The sequence below is a fragment of the Deltaproteobacteria bacterium genome, assembly GCA_020848745.1.
Lineage (GTDB): Bacteria > Desulfobacterota > Binatia > UTPRO1 > UTPRO1 > UTPRO1.
The window spans coordinates 143,217-158,049 of sequence record JADLHM010000055.1 but is presented as its reverse complement, the minus strand read 5'-3'; the positions used below and the strand labels follow the sequence as shown (position 1 = coordinate 158,049).

General features: G+C 72.0%; 11 protein-coding genes and 1 pseudogene. 5 read left to right on the top strand and 7 right to left on the bottom strand.

Annotated elements, in window-relative coordinates; translation table 11 throughout:
* Positions 1-18: 18 nt before the first annotated feature.
* The 4 genes from IT293_07870 to IT293_07855 are packed head-to-tail and all read left to right on the top strand — an operon-like array spanning position 19 to position 4,741.
* A complete protein-coding gene (locus IT293_07870; GenBank protein ID MCC6764565.1) occupies positions 19-1,065 on the top strand; it encodes a type II asparaginase in 1,047 nt (348 codons plus the stop codon).
* Between the two features lie 26 nt (positions 1,066-1,091).
* A complete protein-coding gene (locus IT293_07865; GenBank protein ID MCC6764564.1) occupies positions 1,092-2,558 on the top strand; it encodes a hypothetical protein in 1,467 nt (488 codons plus the stop codon).
* Positions 2,559-2,582: 24 nt separating this feature from the next.
* Positions 2,583-3,488, top strand: coding sequence for a polyphosphate kinase 2 family protein (locus IT293_07860; protein MCC6764563.1), 906 nt, complete (start codon positions 2,583-2,585; stop codon positions 3,486-3,488).
* A 56-nt stretch (positions 3,489-3,544) separates the two neighbouring features.
* Positions 3,545-4,741, top strand: a complete 1,197-nt coding sequence (locus IT293_07855; GenBank protein ID MCC6764562.1) for an acetate/propionate family kinase — start codon at positions 3,545-3,547, stop codon at positions 4,739-4,741.
* Between the two features lie 43 nt (positions 4,742-4,784).
* On the opposite strand, the gene IT293_07850 is transcribed toward IT293_07855, so the two are convergent.
* The 3 genes from IT293_07850 to IT293_07840 all read right to left on the bottom strand — a co-directional run bounded on the left by IT293_07850 (position 4,785) and on the right by IT293_07840 (position 8,597).
* Positions 4,785-6,686 (bottom strand): transporter, encoded by a 1,902-nt coding sequence (locus tag IT293_07850; protein MCC6764561.1) that lies wholly within the window; start codon positions 6,684-6,686, stop codon positions 4,785-4,787.
* An 88-nt stretch (positions 6,687-6,774) separates the two neighbouring features.
* Positions 6,775-7,053 (bottom strand): hypothetical protein, encoded by a 279-nt coding sequence (locus IT293_07845; GenBank protein MCC6764560.1) that lies wholly within the window; start codon positions 7,051-7,053, stop codon positions 6,775-6,777.
* Positions 7,054-7,322: 269 nt separating this feature from the next.
* On the bottom strand, positions 7,323-8,597 hold the full coding sequence (locus tag IT293_07840) for an MgtC/SapB family protein (protein ID MCC6764559.1): 1,275 nt from the start codon (positions 8,595-8,597) through the stop codon (positions 7,323-7,325).
* A 53-nt stretch (positions 8,598-8,650) separates the two neighbouring features.
* Between IT293_07840 and IT293_07835 the strand changes: the two are divergent.
* Positions 8,651-8,907, top strand: a pseudogene (locus tag IT293_07835) (hypothetical protein).
* 73 nt (positions 8,908-8,980) lie between these two features.
* Here IT293_07835 and IT293_07830 read toward each other — a convergent pair.
* Genes IT293_07830 through IT293_07815 form a run of 4 tightly spaced genes read right to left on the bottom strand, consistent with a single transcriptional unit; the run spans position 8,981 to position 14,629 of the window.
* A complete protein-coding gene (locus tag IT293_07830) occupies positions 8,981-9,226 on the bottom strand; it encodes a type II toxin-antitoxin system VapC family toxin (GenBank protein MCC6764558.1) in 246 nt (81 codons plus the stop codon).
* On the bottom strand, positions 9,223-9,483 hold the full coding sequence (locus tag IT293_07825; protein ID MCC6764557.1) for an antitoxin: 261 nt from the start codon (positions 9,481-9,483) through the stop codon (positions 9,223-9,225). Before IT293_07825 ends, IT293_07830 begins: the two co-directional genes overlap by 4 nt.
* Before the next feature lie 38 nt (positions 9,484-9,521).
* A complete protein-coding gene (locus IT293_07820) occupies positions 9,522-12,926 on the bottom strand; it encodes a hypothetical protein (GenBank protein ID MCC6764556.1) in 3,405 nt (1,134 codons plus the stop codon).
* Positions 12,923-14,629, bottom strand: a complete 1,707-nt coding sequence (locus IT293_07815; protein MCC6764555.1) for an ABC transporter ATP-binding protein/permease — start codon at positions 14,627-14,629, stop codon at positions 12,923-12,925. Before IT293_07815 ends, IT293_07820 begins: the two co-directional genes overlap by 4 nt.
* Positions 14,630-14,833 lie beyond the last annotated feature (204 nt).

Sequence of the window (14,833 nt, the reverse complement as noted above, 5' to 3'; positions counted from 1 at the left end):
CTCGCGACCACCACCGCCGTGACGGCCGCGCTCGCGCTCGCGCTCCACGGCGCGCCCGCCGCGGCCAGGGGCAAACCGCGCCTCGTCATCCTCGCGACCGGCGGCACGATCGCCGGCGCCGGCACGTCCGGATCGGCGACCGACGTCGGCTACAAGGCCGGGGCCCTCGCCGTCGACCTGCTGATCGACGCGGTGCCGAAGATGAAAGAGGTTGCCGACGTCCGCGGCGAGCAGATCGCGTCGATCGGCAGCCAGGACATGAACGACGAGGTGTGGGTGAAGCTCGCCGCCCGCACGAACGAGCTCCTCGGCCAGCGCGACGTCGACGGCGTCGTCATCACCCACGGCACCGACACCCTCGAGGAGACGAGCTATTTCCTCCACCTCCTCGTCAAGAGCGACAAACCCGTGGTCATGACCGGCTCGATGCGCCCCGCGACCGCGATGAGCGCCGACGGCCCCCTCAACATGTACAACGCGGCCGCCGTCGCCGCCGACCCGGAGAGCCGCGGCCGCGGCGTGCTCGTCGTGCTGAACGACGACGTGCACTCGGCGCGCGACGTCGTGAAGACCCACACGACCGACGTCGAAACCTTCCGCTCGAACGAGGCGGGGCTCGTCGGCGTCACGCTCTTCGGCACCCAGGAGTACTACCGCGGGCTCGCGCACCCCTACGGACCGAAGAGCGACTTCACCATCAAAGCCGGGCAGACGCTGCCGCGCGTCGACGTCATCTACGCCCACGCCGGCATGTCGCCCGACCTGATCGATGCCGCGGCCGCGAACGGCGCCAAGGGCATCGTCATGGCGGGCGTCGGCGACGGCAACATGACCGCGCCGGCGATCGAGGCGATGAAGCGCGCGATCGCGAGAGGCGTCGTCGTGGTGCGGTCGAGCCGCGTCGGCGCGGGCCTCGTGCGCCGCAACGTCGAGGTGAACGACGACGCCCTCGGCACCGTCGCCGCGATGGACTTGAATCCCGGGAAGGCGCGCGTCCTCCTGAAGCTCGTCCTCACCAAGACGGCGGACCCGGCCGCCGCGCAACGCGCGTTCGACCGCTACTGAGCCCGACACCACGAAGGAGCCTGCCCATGGCAACGAAAGCACCGACTCCCGCCTCCGCAACGGCGACCGCGCGCCTCCTCGTTGAGGTCGCCGACGCCGACACCGTCTACCGCGACGTCTACCTGCGCCGGGCCCACGCCCTCCTGGCACCCGATCTCTCGGCCGAACAGTACCGCGGCCTCCGCGGCGTCCAGCAGCAGATCGACGAGACCGTCGCCAAGAGCCGCTCGGCGACGATCCTGCAGGACTGGAAGCTCGTGCAGGAGCTGGCGTCGCGCGCCGAGAGCCTCCGGCGCGGCGCCCAGGCGCAGGCCGCGCTCGTCGTGATCGGAGAGCTCACCTACGACGCGCCGACGATCGCGATCGACCCGTTCTCGCCCGGAATGGCCGCGGCCCTGAAGAGCGGCGTCGATCTCGCCGATCTCCGCGACAAGACCCTCGCCACGCTCGACGAGCTCGTGAAGGTCGACGCCGGCGAAGCCGCTTTCTATGCATCGCGCCGGGCCTACCTCGCGACGCTCGTCCTCGCGGCCCGGCGGTCCGAGGAGGCCGGCAAGAAGACCGAGGCGCCCCGCGAGATCGCCGAGCTCGAGCGCCTCGCCTACGACGCCGCCAACCGCGGCGACGTCGCCGAGCTGAACCGGCTCTCGACCGAGATCCTCGCGCGCCAGGCCGGCGAGCAGACGAAGAAGCCCGAGGAAAAGTCGGCCGCCGAGATCCCCGTCCCGCCGACGGCGATGGACGGCTGTCCCGTGGACCTCGGCGCATCGTTCGCGGCCGACGTCGTCGGCCGGGCCCGCGCGCTCGGCTTCGCGGTCGCCACCACGCAGCCGCAGCCGGACGCCGGCCCCGTCCTCGAGTACGTCGCGGCGCGCGTCTCGCAGCCCGGGCTCCGCGAGAGCGAGAGCGAGCACGAGGGCGCGATGCGGATCGAGGCGCTCGTGGAGAAGCACGACTATCCCGCCAACGTCGCCGAGCACGTGAAGGTCCTGATCGCGCAGTTCGTGCGTCACACGTTCGTGAGCTCGGGCGGCGCGCGCTATCGGCCGGGCTTCGCGGCCGAGGCGGTGCTGGTCGAGGACTTCGCGGAAGGCGGCGAGCCGCCGGTGGACGGATCGATCCTGAAGGCGCTCGGCCTCACCGGCCGCCGCGGTCTCGCGCGCGACGACATCGAGACCGCGCTCCTCGCAAACGGGGCGCGGATCCTCGCGGAGCTCGGGCTCGACCCGAAGGAGCACCGACTCGTCTGCGTGCCGCCCGACGTCTACACCCGCTTCGGCCGCGACGCCGGCTGGGGCAAGCAGCAGCAGTGGACCCACCTCGATGGCTACCAGGTCCTGAAGGGCGGCAAGCTCCGCGCCCTCGTCGGCGGCAACGCCCGCTACGGCGGGCTCAACGACCTCACCAGCATCGCGCCCTCCGACCGCCGCGACTCGGTCGTCACGCGCTTCGCGATCGTCCGGCGCGCCCGCATGGTCGCGCGCTGGCGCTGAGGCACGGGAGACCCGCCCATGGCAATGGCCCTCGAGGAGATCCTGAAGCGCGCCCACGCGTTCGCCAAGCCGTTCCGCGTCACCGACGGCAAGAAGTTCCGTCTCGACGACGTCGATCCCGGCGACACGCTCGACCTCACCTCCGAGGACAAGCCCCGCGCCAAGGAGGCGCTGCAGATCGGCATCGACGCGCTCGCCGAGCTGCAGGACCGGCTCTACGCCCAGGACCGCTGGGCCGTGCTGTTGATCTTCCAGGCCATGGACGCCGCCGGCAAGGACGGCGCCATCAAGCACGTCATGTCGGGCGTGAACCCGCAGGGCTGCCAGGTCTACTCGTTCAAGGCGCCGAGCAACGAGGACCTCGACCACGACTTCCTCTGGCGCTGCACCAAGAGCCTGCCGGAGCGCGGCAGGATCGGCATCTTCAACCGCAGCTACTACGAGGAGACGCTGGTCGTCCGCGTCCACCGCGAGATCCTCGAACGGCAGAAGCTCCCGCCCGAGCTGGTCACGAAGAAGATCTGGAAGGAGCGCTCGGAAGACATCGTCGGCTTCGAACGGTACCTCGCCCGCAACGGCGTCTGCATCCGGAAGTTCTTCCTGCACGTCTCGCGCGACGAGCAGAAGCGCCGCTTCCTCGAGCGCCTCGAGAACCCCAAGAAGAACTGGAAGTTCTCGGCCGCCGACACCAGGGAGCGCGGCTACTGGAAACAGTACATGGAAGCCTACGAGGACACGATCCGTCGCACCGCGACGCCGGAGGCGCCGTGGTACGTGGTGCCGGCGGACAACAAGTGGTTCACGCGCGTCGTCGTCGCGGCCGCGGTGATCGACGCGCTCGCGTCGCTCGACCTCGAGTATCCCGAGGTCGGGCCGGCGGTCCGCAAGGAGCTCGCCGCGGCGAAGCGCGAGCTCCTGCGCGGCGACTGACCCGACGCACCGTCCGCCCCCGAAGGAGGCGGGAAATCGCAGCAGCAAGGCCCACCATGGACGACTACAGCCTCGTACTCAACGCCGGCTCGTCGAGCCTGAAGTTCTGCGTGTACCGGCGTCCCGCCGAAGCGACGTGGCAGCTCGAGGCGCGCGGCCAGATCGACGGGATCGGCGTCAAGCCGCGGCTCACGGTGAGCGACGAGGCCGGCGCGCGGCTCGCCGACGACGATCTCGGCGGCTCGGTGACGGACGGTCGCACCGCGCTCGCCGTGCTCGCCGGCTGGCTCCGCACCCACTACGGCGGGGCGCACGTGCTCGGCATCGGCCACCGGGTGGTCCACGGCGGCGCGCAGCACACCGGCCCGTGCCGGATCACACCCGCGGTACTCGCCGACCTCCGCGCGCTGATCCCGCTCGCCCCACTCCACCAGCCCTACAACCTCGCCGCGATCGAAGCCGTGCGCGAGCGGCTCCCCGACGTGCCGCAGGTGGCCTGCTTCGACACCAGCTTCCACCGCGGCCAGCCGGCCGTCGCGGAGCTGGTACCGCTCCCGAAGGCGGTGCGCGACGCCGGGGTACAGCGCTACGGCTTCCACGGGCTCTCGTACGAGTACATCGCCTCGGTGCTGCCCGAAGTGGCGCCGACCGTCGCCGACGGACGCGTGATCGTCGCGCACCTCGGAAGCGGCGCGAGCCTCTGCGCCCTGCGGGGGAGGAAGAGCATCGACAGCACCCTCGGCTTCACGGCGCTCGATGGGCTCTGCATGGGCACGCGGCCGGGCACGGTCGACCCGGGCGTGATCCTCCACCTCTTCCAGACGATGGGGCGCTCGGCAAAAGAGGTCGAGGCGATGCTTTACAAGCAATCGGGGCTGCTCGGGATCTCGGGCGTCAGCAACGACATGCGCGACCTGCTCGCCAGCACCGACCCGGCCGCGCGCCTCGCGATCGACTACTTCGTCTACCAGGCCGCGAAGCAGGTGGGCGCCCTCGCGGCCGTGCTCGGCGGCGTCGACGCGCTCGTCTTCACCGCCGGCATCGGCGAACGCTCCGCCGAGATCCGGCGGCGCGTCTGCGAGGCCTCCGCGTGGCTCGGCGTGACGCTCGACGCCGACGCCAACGCCGCGCACGGGCCGCGGATCACCACGGCCGACAGTCGGGTCTCGGCCTGGGTGATCCCGACCAACGAAGAACTGATGATCGCGCGCCACACGGCCGCACTGCTCGGGATCAGCGGCCTCCGTGCCTGAGAACGCGACGCCGCATTCGTCGGCCGGCGGCTTCGAGCACGCGCTACAGGAAGAGCGCCAGGTAGCCGCCGAGGAGCACCAGCAACGACGAGACCGCGTACGCCACCGGATAGCCGACCGCCGGGACGGCGCTGCCGCATTCCTCCTGCGCGGCCCGCAGCGCAGGGGTCGAGTGCCGGGCCCCGCAGATCATGCCGAGCAGGATGGCCGGATTGAGGTCCAGGATCGTGCGCCCGACCACCCACGCGGCGAGCGGCGGCACCAACGACGCGACCACGCCGATCGCCAGCAGCACGGAGACGTAGCCGCCCGTGTAGGCGCCGGCAACGTTCGGCGCCGTGTTCACCGCCACCACCGCGATGAACACGTCGAGCCCGAGGGCCTGCAGCAAGCTGCGCGCGCCCTCGGAGACCGGGCCGCCAAACAGGGGATAGCGGGAACGCAGCGTGCTGATGACGATGCCCGCGAGCATCACGCCAGCGGGCGCACCGAGGCACACGGGCACGTGGCCGATCGTCACCCTGAGGGTTCCGGCGACGTAGCCGACGGCCAATCCCAGTGCCACCGTGAGGATGTCGGACTCCGTGGTGAACCGCACCGTCGCCCCGACCAGCTTCCCCACCGCGTCCGTCCGCGCGCGTCGCCCGATCACGCGCAGGATGTCCCCGCGCTCTATCCGCGTACCGAGCCGCAGCGGGAGCGGCTCGCCGCTCCGGATCAGTCCCACCGGATGGAAGAGGCGTCCAACGCGTTCCAGCCCCGGCGAAAGCGCCCGACGGACCCGATCCGAGGCCTCTTGCACCGTGAGGCCGGCGAGTTCCGGGCATGTGACCACGAGGTCCGCGACCTCGAGATCGACGCCGCGCGCTCGCGCATCAGCGACCTCGGGGCCGATGCGTTCGGCACCGCTAACCAGGCGCGCGACGTCGGTCACCACCGTGAGGACGTCTCCTGTCTCGATGACCGGGTTGGAATCCAGGTCGAGGACGTCGTTCCCGCGTAGCACCTGCAGCACGGGTACGTCGGCGCGTACCGACAGCTCGTGCACGGAGAGCCCCGCGACGTCGGCCGCCTCGACCCGGAAGGCCCGCACGTCCACCGTGGCGCGCTCGAGCGCGTAGGCGGCCGCCGTCCCGGCGATCGGTAGGTGCCCGTCGTCGCCGCCGTAGTCCGCCTCCGCTGCGCGGGCGGCGGCCCTCGCATCCACACCCGCGACGCGCGGCAGATACCGCACCAGCAGAATGATCCCGATCAGCGAAAAGAGGTACGTGACGGCGTACGCCGCCGCGATGTTGCCGGCGACCTCCGCCCCGGCCACGCCGTCGGGCGGCCGGTAAGTGCCGGTGTCGATCGCGCTCGTCGCCACGCCAATGACCGCGGTGTCGGTCATGCTTCCCGAAATGAGACCCGAGGCGAACCCGGGCGCGAGCCCCCAGAGCTTGGCGCCGCCGAGGGCGATGGCAAAGTTGAGCCCGACGACGACCAACGCGATCGCCACGCCCTTCGCGCCGTCCTGCCGCAACCCGGCGAAGAATTGCGGCCCGACCTTCAGCCCGACCGCGAACATGAACAGGTTCAGGAAGATCGTGGTGAGTAGCGCGGGAACAGCGTAGACGATGTCGTATCCGAGATACGCCCACAGGCTGAGCGCGATCCCGACCAACAGTGTCGCCGCGGTGGAGCCAAGCGTGAAGAACCCGAGCTTCAGCCGGCCGAGTCTGGTGCCGAGCGCCAGGGTGCCGAACAAGAGCACGAACGGATGCGCGCCGAGGAAATCCAGAGTGCCACCGACGATCCCGAGGTCCGAGCGGAACCCGGGACCGCTCTCGCTCGCGAGCGCGAGCACGGGAAGCATCGCACCGGCGGTGGCGAGCCCCACGCGACCGAGCGAGCGGACCATCGGCGCCCGGTCGTTCTCGGGCCGCTCGAAGTCGTCGAGATTCACGCGGTCACGGTCGCCGAGAGATCGGCGGTGCGACGGTCGCGAACGCGGCGGGGGCGACGTCCGACGCGGACACCGCCTCGCCCGGCCATCACTGCGCCGGCTTCTCCGCGGGGGCCTCCTCGCGCGCGCCCCCGTCGTTCCGCCCTTGCTGCTTGGCGTCGCGTTTCATCTGCCGGCATTCCGCCCGGGTGTTCTCGTCACCGGCCTTGCACTCCTGCTTCACGGCCCGCGCCCCGGCGCGATCGTCGCGGCGCTCGTCGCGCCGCTCCATACCCTGCGTCTGCGCGTACGCCGACGCGGCGCCCGCGAGCATCATGACGGCGGCCACGACACCGAGGCTCCTTCGAAGACTCGTCTTCCGGTCCATGCCTTCTCCTTTTTGGTTATGAGGAAGTCGTCCGGTAGACGACCGATCCTCTCGTAGAGACCCTGCAAGCGAGGCGATCGGGCTCACCGTACCACGGCCGCGGCGACGGCCGCGAGCAGCAGCTCCGCTGCGATGAGAGCGGCCGACGCTCGGAGTACGAGTATGCGAACGGAGCGACGCCAGAGATCCCCCGCGAGCAGCGACGGGGGATGAGAAACCGGCGCTGAACCGTATCGGCGCGGCACACATCGCGTCGGACCGACACCGCGCTACAGCACGACCGCCACCGCCGCCGCGACGACCGACATGACCCCGGCCGCGCCGAGCACGACGCGCCGCAACGCCGGCGCGCCGAGGAACGCCGCCATCCCGGCCTTGACGAGCGTGTTGGACACGACCGCGATCACGATCGTGCGGGCCGCCGCCTCGGCGCTCGCCGGTGTCGCGACGACGAGCTGCGCCATCGAGAGCGCGATCGCGTCGACGTCGGTGAGCCCCGCGATCGCGCCGGCGAGGTAGAGGCCGACGTCTCCGAGGTACACCTGCGCCGCTTTGGCGGCACACGTGATCGCCCCGAAGAGCAGCCCGAAGCGGATGGCCTGGCCGAGCTCGAAGGGATTCGCTCCGGCGCTCACCGACGCCTTCTCCTTCGAGCGCCGGCGCCGCCAGAGCAGCCAGCCGATCGCGAGGCACGGGAGCCCGAGCGCCGCCATCGCGACCGCGACGCGCGGCGCAAGCGCGGGCGCCACGGCTCCCACCAGCACCACCACCCGCGCGAACATGACCGTCCACGCGACCAGCACTCCGATCCCGAGCACCGCCGCCTGCGCCGGCGCCTCGCGGCTCCGCTGCGCGAAGCCGAGCGTGACCGCCGTGCTCGACACGAGTCCGCCGAGGAGCCCCGTGAGGCCGATCCCGTGCTCGGCGCCGACGATCTTCACGAGCACGTAGCTCGCGAAGTTCAGCCCCGAGATCAGGACCACCATGAGCCAGATCTTGTAGGGATTGACGACGTCGAGGGGCGCCGGGCCGAAGCTCTCGTTCGGCACGAGCGGCAGGACGATGATGCTGACGATCGCGAACTTGAGCGTCGCCTCGACGTCCGCGGGCTCGATCCGTCCCGCGAGGCGGTGCAGCCACTCCTTGAGCGCGAGCACCCCGCCGCTCGCCACGGCGAGCCCGGCCGCGATCATCGGGTGGCCGGCGACACAGAGGTAGCCCATGAGGAACGCGAGCAGCGCCGAGACCTCGGTCGTGATGCCGAGCTCGCCGCGCTGGGCGCTCACCGCGTAGGAGACGACCACGAGCGCCGCGACCGCGGCAAAGAGCCCGAGCGCGAGCCACGGCCGGTCGAGCGCCGCGTCGAGAAAGGCCGCGACCGCGCCGGTCACCGAGAAGAGGCCGAACGTCCGGACGCCCGCGAATCCCGTCGGCGTCTTGCTGCGCTCGCGCTCGAGCCCGAGCAACACCCCGAGCGCGAGCGCCACCCCGAAGCGGAGCGCGAGCGCGAGCGGGTCGAGCGTGCGCGGGTCGGGCGTGTCCACGTCGTCTCCGTCCCCACCATGCCCGAGATCCGGACCGAGCCCAATCGACCCGCATGACCATCACGATCCGCTCCCGACGCTCGGTCATGCTCGCCGCGGCCGCGGCCCTCGTGCTCGCGGGCTACGTCACGGCCGGCGCGCAAGGCGCCTACGTCTACCCGGCCAAGGGCCAGAGTCCGCAGCAGCAGGCGCAGGACGAGGCCGAATACCGCGCGTGGGCGGCGCAACAAGGCGACACGGCGGCGCCGCCGCCAATACCGATCGCGCGTTCGGCGCCTGCATGGAGGGCCGCGGCTACACCGTGAAGTGACAGTCCGACGCCGCCAAGCGGGTCGGCGTGTGACCGGCGGGTCGCCCGAGCTCTCCGCGGAAGCGGCGAGAGCCTACCGTCCCAGCCGCGTCACACCCGGCAGTACATCGAAGCCGCGATCGAAGCTGAGGATACGTTCGATCCCGGCGCGCTTCATCACCGCCGCGTAACGATGCAGGATCTCCTGGAGCACTTCGGCATCCGTGACCAGACGCTCCCCGTCGGCAATCGCTCTTTCCAGGAGGCGACGCGCATCCACCTTGTGCGGATGGTCCGCGCCCACGAGGTCCATGGGCACGTTCGAGTCGATCAGGATCACCGGGACCCGGGGGGATGACCGTCGCCGCGCTCGATCTCCTCGAGCATGCTGTCGATGTCTCCCGTCGGGAAGTCATACCCGGCAGCGGCACGCACCACCGCGAGCTTCTTCTTCGCATCGGTGCGCGGCGCGGCACGCCGCGCCGCGCGCAACGCGCGACGTACCCATTCGGCGGTCGTGAGCCGCTCCCGGCGGGCTGCCCGTTGGATCTCGAGCAACTCCGAGTCGTCGACGATGACCTGAAGCCGCTTACTCATCGCGTGCGTATGATCGCCTCATCTCCTGACGTCAACGCTCATCCGAGGCGGATCACGAGCTCGTTGCCGTCCGCGCGGAGACCCGCCGCGAGCGCCGGCGTCGCGATCAGCGCGGCGCCCGGCCGGTACGGGTTTGGCTCGCGCGCGAACGGCAGCGCGGCGCCGTTCAACGCGACGTCGACGACTCCCGCCCCGCGCGTGCCGACGACGTAGCGCACGCGCACCGGACGCTCGGCGAGCGTGACGTCGAGCGCCATCCCGTCGAGGCTCGGCGGCAGCACCGGATCGAGCGCGATCGTCGCGCGGCCGCGCCGGAGGCCGAAGAAGCGCTCGTGGATCAGGCGGAAGGCGATGCCGGCGCCGCTCGAGTAGGTGCGCCAGCCGCCCTCGACCGGCACCTTGCCCGCCCGCACGTCGGCGTAGCGCTCCTGCGCCTCGTAGCGGTCGGCGACGACGGCGTCCGAGCTCGAGGCGTAGGTGTTGGCCTGGCGCGGGCGCGCGTTCGGCACCACGTCGCGGAGGCCGATCGGGATCGCCTGGCGGAGCGCGAGCCAGAAGGCATCGGCCTCGCCGAGCGTCGCCATCGCCTCGGCGTACCGGAGGTGGGCGTGGGTATACATGATGCCGATCTCGCGCCCGAAGAACGTGCTGGTCTCGGCGCGCTGGAAGAGGCGTTGCTCGCCGCCGCGATAGCGGGGCGGCCGGTCGAAGAGGCGGGCGCCGTCCGGCGCCACCAGGTGCGCGCGCATGAGATCGACGTGCGTCCGCGCCTGCTCCGGCGTCAGCATGCCGTTGATGATCGCGTGGATCATCGGGAGGAGCCGGTAGTGGATGCCGGTCGCGTCGTCGCTCGGGTGCAGCAGGTACTGGATCGGGCGATCGACGTGGAAGTACGCGAAGCCGGCGAGCGTCCCGCCCGGGAGGAGCAGGCGTTGGAAGTCTTCGCGCGTGCGCTCGGCGAGCCCCTCGAACGTAGCCGCGAGCCCGTTCCAGCCGGCGCGGCGAAGCGCCAGCGCGAGCGCGTGCGAGGTCTGCACCTGCAAGGTCACCGTCCACGCGCTGCAGAGGCGCTCGCGCATGGCGGGGTCGGCGGGCTGCAGCGAGTCGTTCCAGTCGCCGTGGCCGTAGGCGACGAGCGAGGTCGTCGGGATCTGGCGCGCCTCGATCACCGCGAGCGCGCGTCCCACATGCGCGGCGATCATCGCGTGCTCGGCCGCCGCGTCGCCGTCGGGGTGGAAGAACGGCACCGACGCGCGCAGCAGGTCGAAGTCCTCCGTCGCGGCGAGATACTGCGCGAGCGCGAGGAGCGGCCAGAAGACGATGTCGCCGTGCGAGTCGTTCGGACGGATGCCGCGATCGCGCGGGAAGAACATGAACCATTGCGGCCAGTCGCCGTCGGGGTTCTGCGCGGCGAAGACCCGCAGCAGGAGGTCGCGGAGCGGCGCGTATTCCCCGAGCGCCAGGAGATACTCGACCGGCCCCTGGCAGACGTCGCGCGTCCCCCAGCCGCCGCCCGAGTACTGCTCGAGCCCGCGCGGCGCGAGGTAGTGGACGAGCGCATCGTGCGCGTACCAGCGCAGGATCTCGGCGACCCGCGCCGCCTCAGGCGCCGCCTTCGGCGCGTGCAGCGCGACCGCGCCGGCGGCGCCGTCCCAGAACGCGGCCTCGGCCGCCGCGTCGCCGGCGTCGCCGGCGTCGGACGCCGCGGGCGCGGGCGCCGCGACCGTGAGCGCGGCCGTCACGCGGAAGGCCGCGCGCATGGCCGGCACCGTCTCGACCACCACGTAGGGCGCGCGCCGCGCGCGACCGTCGGCGAAGAGCGCCTCGTCGCCGGCGACGCGCGCGAGCGTGGTGCCGTCGACCGGGTCGAGGCGCGCGAACCCCTCGGGGAAGCGCCGGCCCGACTCCGCGTCCGGATCGGTGCGCACGACGACGCCGGTCGCGTCGCGCTCCCAGCGCACCGCCGCCGGGTCGGCGCCGTCGTCGCCGCCGAAGGCGAGGTGCCACGAGAGCAGGAAGCGGCGCGGCGGGCCCTCGAGCACGTCGAGCGCGAGGCCGAGCTCGTGGCGGATCGTCGCGGCGCGGCTCGCGACCGCGACGCAGCCGCCCGCGAAGCGGTAGAGCCAGCGCGCCCCGCTCGGCGTCATTGCGAAGGCGGACGGCACGCCGAGAAGTCGCCACGCGCCGTCGACGTCGACGAAGACGCGGAGCCCGTGGGCGCGGAAGAGGCCGAGGTACGAACGCGTCGTCGAGAGGATGCGGTTGATGTTCACGTGCCCTTGGGTCACGAGCGAGTGGAAGACGCCGTCCATCCAGACCGTGGAGGTGAGCGCGGCCTCGTCGGGCACGAGCGCGTCGCCGGTGCGGAGGATCGTGCCGTGGGGACGGAGCACGCGGCGCTCCTTCGCCTGCAGCACGACGTGCGCGCACGGCGCCGCGAAGAAGGAGAGCAGCCGCCCGTCGGCGTCGGCCTCGGGATGGCGCCGCTCCGCACCGAACGCCGCCGCGAGCGCGGCGTCGTCGAGGTCGTCGCAGGCGAGGAGCGGCGCGCTCGTGAAGAGCGACGCGACCGGCGCCGCCGCGGTCGCGCCGGCCGCGTCGCCCGACGCCGCGGCCGGCGCGGCCTCCGGCAGCGCCAGCGCGCGCCCGACCGCCGCCAGGTCGGCCTCCGACGTGACCGCGGCGTGGTCCGGCTCGATCCACACGAAGAAGCCGCGCGCCGCGGCGGCGCCCGGCGCCAACGTGAACGCCTGCTCCTGGATCGCCGCCAGCGAGTGCTCGTGCTGCCACCGCCGCACCGGCAGCGACGGCGCGGCGAGCGCCGCCGCCGTCGCGCCCGCGCGGGTCGCGAGCCCGTGCAGCTGGAGCGCGTCGGTCGCGAAGCCGACCGCGTGCCCGAGCGCGCCGACGAGCGCCCAGGGGTGCCGGCCCCCCATCGGCAGGTTCTGCCGCACGGCGAGGACGAAGCCGCGCGCCGGATCGACGAGCGGCGTGTAGTCGACGTACTGGCTCACGTAGTACTCGTTCATCCGGATCGCACCGTAGGGCGCGAGCGCGAGGTCCTGCGCATGGACGGCGTCGACCGTGACCGGCGCCGCGCCGCGGTTCGCGAGCCGGAGGTGCCAGAACCACGCCGGCGCCGACGCCGCCAGCACGAGCGTCAGCGTGAAGTCGATCTCGTCCCACGTGCCGCGAACCACGAGGCGGTCGGCGCCGACCTCGATGGCGCCCGGACTCCCCGGCCCGAGGAGCGGCGTCGACGCGATCCCGTCGCCGCGCCGGCGGAGCCACACGTTGGCCGGCCCGCCCTCGAGCTCGCTCCCCGGAAAGAGGTTCAGAACGACGTCGCCGTGGTCGATCCGCCGGATCGAGCCGTTGGCGTTCACCTGCACGACCAGCCCCGACGGGCTCGTCAAACGACGGGGAAAGCCGGACTCGCTCACGCTGCACCTCCTGGCATCGAGCCGCCGCCGGCGAGCGGCGCCTCGTCGTCGAGCTGGGCCGACTCGACCCGCCACGCGCCGCCGTCGGCGAGCTCGAGCACGGCGTCGTAGTCGGCGCGCGGGCCGTCCATGGCGGCGAGCGCGACGCAGGTGATGCCGCGTTCGATGAACGCGTTCAGCACGACCGACAGCCGCTCGTCGCCGACGATGCGGCCGAGGTCGTCGACGAAAGCGAACTTCGGACGCGACACGAGGACGCGCGCGACCGAGAGCACCTGCTGCTCGTGGAGCGTCAGCACGCGCTCCCAGTCCTGCTCGGCCTCCATCGCGACGGTGCGCTCGAAGAGCTCGTGCGCCCCCAGCACCCCGAGCGCGCTCCGGATCTCGTCGTCGACGGGCACGCTGCCATCGCCGGCGCCCATCATCTCGCGGAGCGTGCCGGGCGGGAGGTAGGGACGCTCGGGAAGGAACGCGAGCTCCTCGAGCTCCGGACGCTTCACCCGTCCGCGGCCCTGGTCCCAGACGCCCGCGGTCGCCCGCACGAGCGCGCCGCGCATCGCCGGATCCTTGCTGCAGACGAGGAGACGCGCGCCCTGCGCGATCACGAACGAGAGATCGCGCACCAACACCTCGTCGGCGGGGCCGAGGAGCGTCAGGTCCTCGTAGACCACGCGGTCGTCGTCGACCACGGTCTTGATGCCGGAGACGGGCCCGGGCGCCTCGACCGCCGCCGCGAGCGCGTTCAGCCGGGCCAGCACGGCGCCGTACGACGAGATCGCCTGGAACTGCGTCACGACCAGCGAGAAGGCGCCGAGCAGGTGCGCGAACGCCATGCCCGCCTGCGCGATCACGCCGAACTCCGCGTCGCCACGGATGAAGAGCGGGGCGACGACGAGCGCCGGGATGATCTGGATCATGTAGTTGTAGCCGGTGGTGAAGAAGCCGAGGTTGCGGTTCACGCCGATGATGTTCCGCATGTTGCCGACGAGCGAGCGCACGCGGTCGTGCAGGCGTTGCTCGAGCTGCCGCTCGCGGCGGTGCAGCGCGACGCACTCGGCGTTCTCGCGCACCTCGATGAGCGTCGTCCGGAAGTCGGCCTCGCGGTCGGCCTGCCGGTAGTTGAGCGCGATCAGCGGCCGCCCGAGCCAGAAGGTCAGCAGCGACCCGGCGCCGGCGTACACGATGCCGATCACGAAGAGCGGCCGGCTGATCGACCACAGCACACCGGAGAACGCCAGCACCGTGAGCGTCCCGTTCAGGAACATCAGGAACAGCGACAGCGTCATCTGCACGAAGGTCCGCACGTCCTCGGTGATGCGCTGGTCGGGGTTGCTGAGCGTGCCGGCCTCGCTCAGCCGCAGATAGGTGCGGTCGGTGAGGTAGAGGTGGACGACCCGGCCGGTCAGCCAGTCGCGCCAGAGGAGCCCGAAGCGCTCCTCCGCGAAGCGCAGCAGCACGGCCGCCGCCGTCGAGAACCCGAAGACCCCGACGTACAGCAGCGCCTGGTGCACGAAGCCGGCCTGGTCGCGCCGCTCGATCGCCGTCATGAAGTCGCGGCCGACGTAGCTGTTGAGGACGTTGAGGCCGCTGATCGCGAAGAGCAGCGTGAACAGCATCGCGAGCCAGCCGAAGGCGTAGGCGCGCACCTCGGAGCGGGCGAACGCCCTGAGGGTCTGGACGAGACGGCGCCAGGTGTCGCGCATGAGCCGCGCGTCTCGCGCGGTGCCATCCTCGCTCATGGACGCGCTGCATAGCGCAACCCCCTCGGGACCGCGACCGAGCCCGCGCATTGGCGTCTCGGTCCGCCGCGTGCGATCTGCGTGCGGTGTCGGCGGTGGGTGGGTCCGGGACGCCTCCTACGGTCGCCGGGATCCTGCCACCCAGCGCGTACGGCCCGCCGCTGCCTC

Excerpts from the sequence above, each read along its gene's own strand:
- IT293_07865 (MCC6764564.1), top strand. The coding sequence starts at position 1,092 with ATGGCAACGAAAGCACCGACTCCCGCCTCCGCAACGGCGACCGCGCGC.
- IT293_07860 (MCC6764563.1), top strand. The coding sequence starts at position 2,583 with ATGGCCCTCGAGGAGATCCTGAAGCGCGCCCACGCGTTCGCCAAGCCG.
- IT293_07855 (MCC6764562.1), top strand. The coding sequence starts at position 3,545 with ATGGACGACTACAGCCTCGTACTCAACGCCGGCTCGTCGAGCCTGAAG.
- IT293_07845 (MCC6764560.1), bottom strand. The coding sequence starts at position 7,053 with ATGGACCGGAAGACGAGTCTTCGAAGGAGCCTCGGTGTCGTGGCCGCC.
- IT293_07825 (MCC6764557.1), bottom strand. The coding sequence starts at position 9,483 with ATGAGTAAGCGGCTTCAGGTCATCGTCGACGACTCGGAGTTGCTCGAG.
- IT293_07815 (MCC6764555.1), bottom strand. The coding sequence starts at position 14,629 with ATGCGCGACACCTGGCGCCGTCTCGTCCAGACCCTCAGGGCGTTCGCC.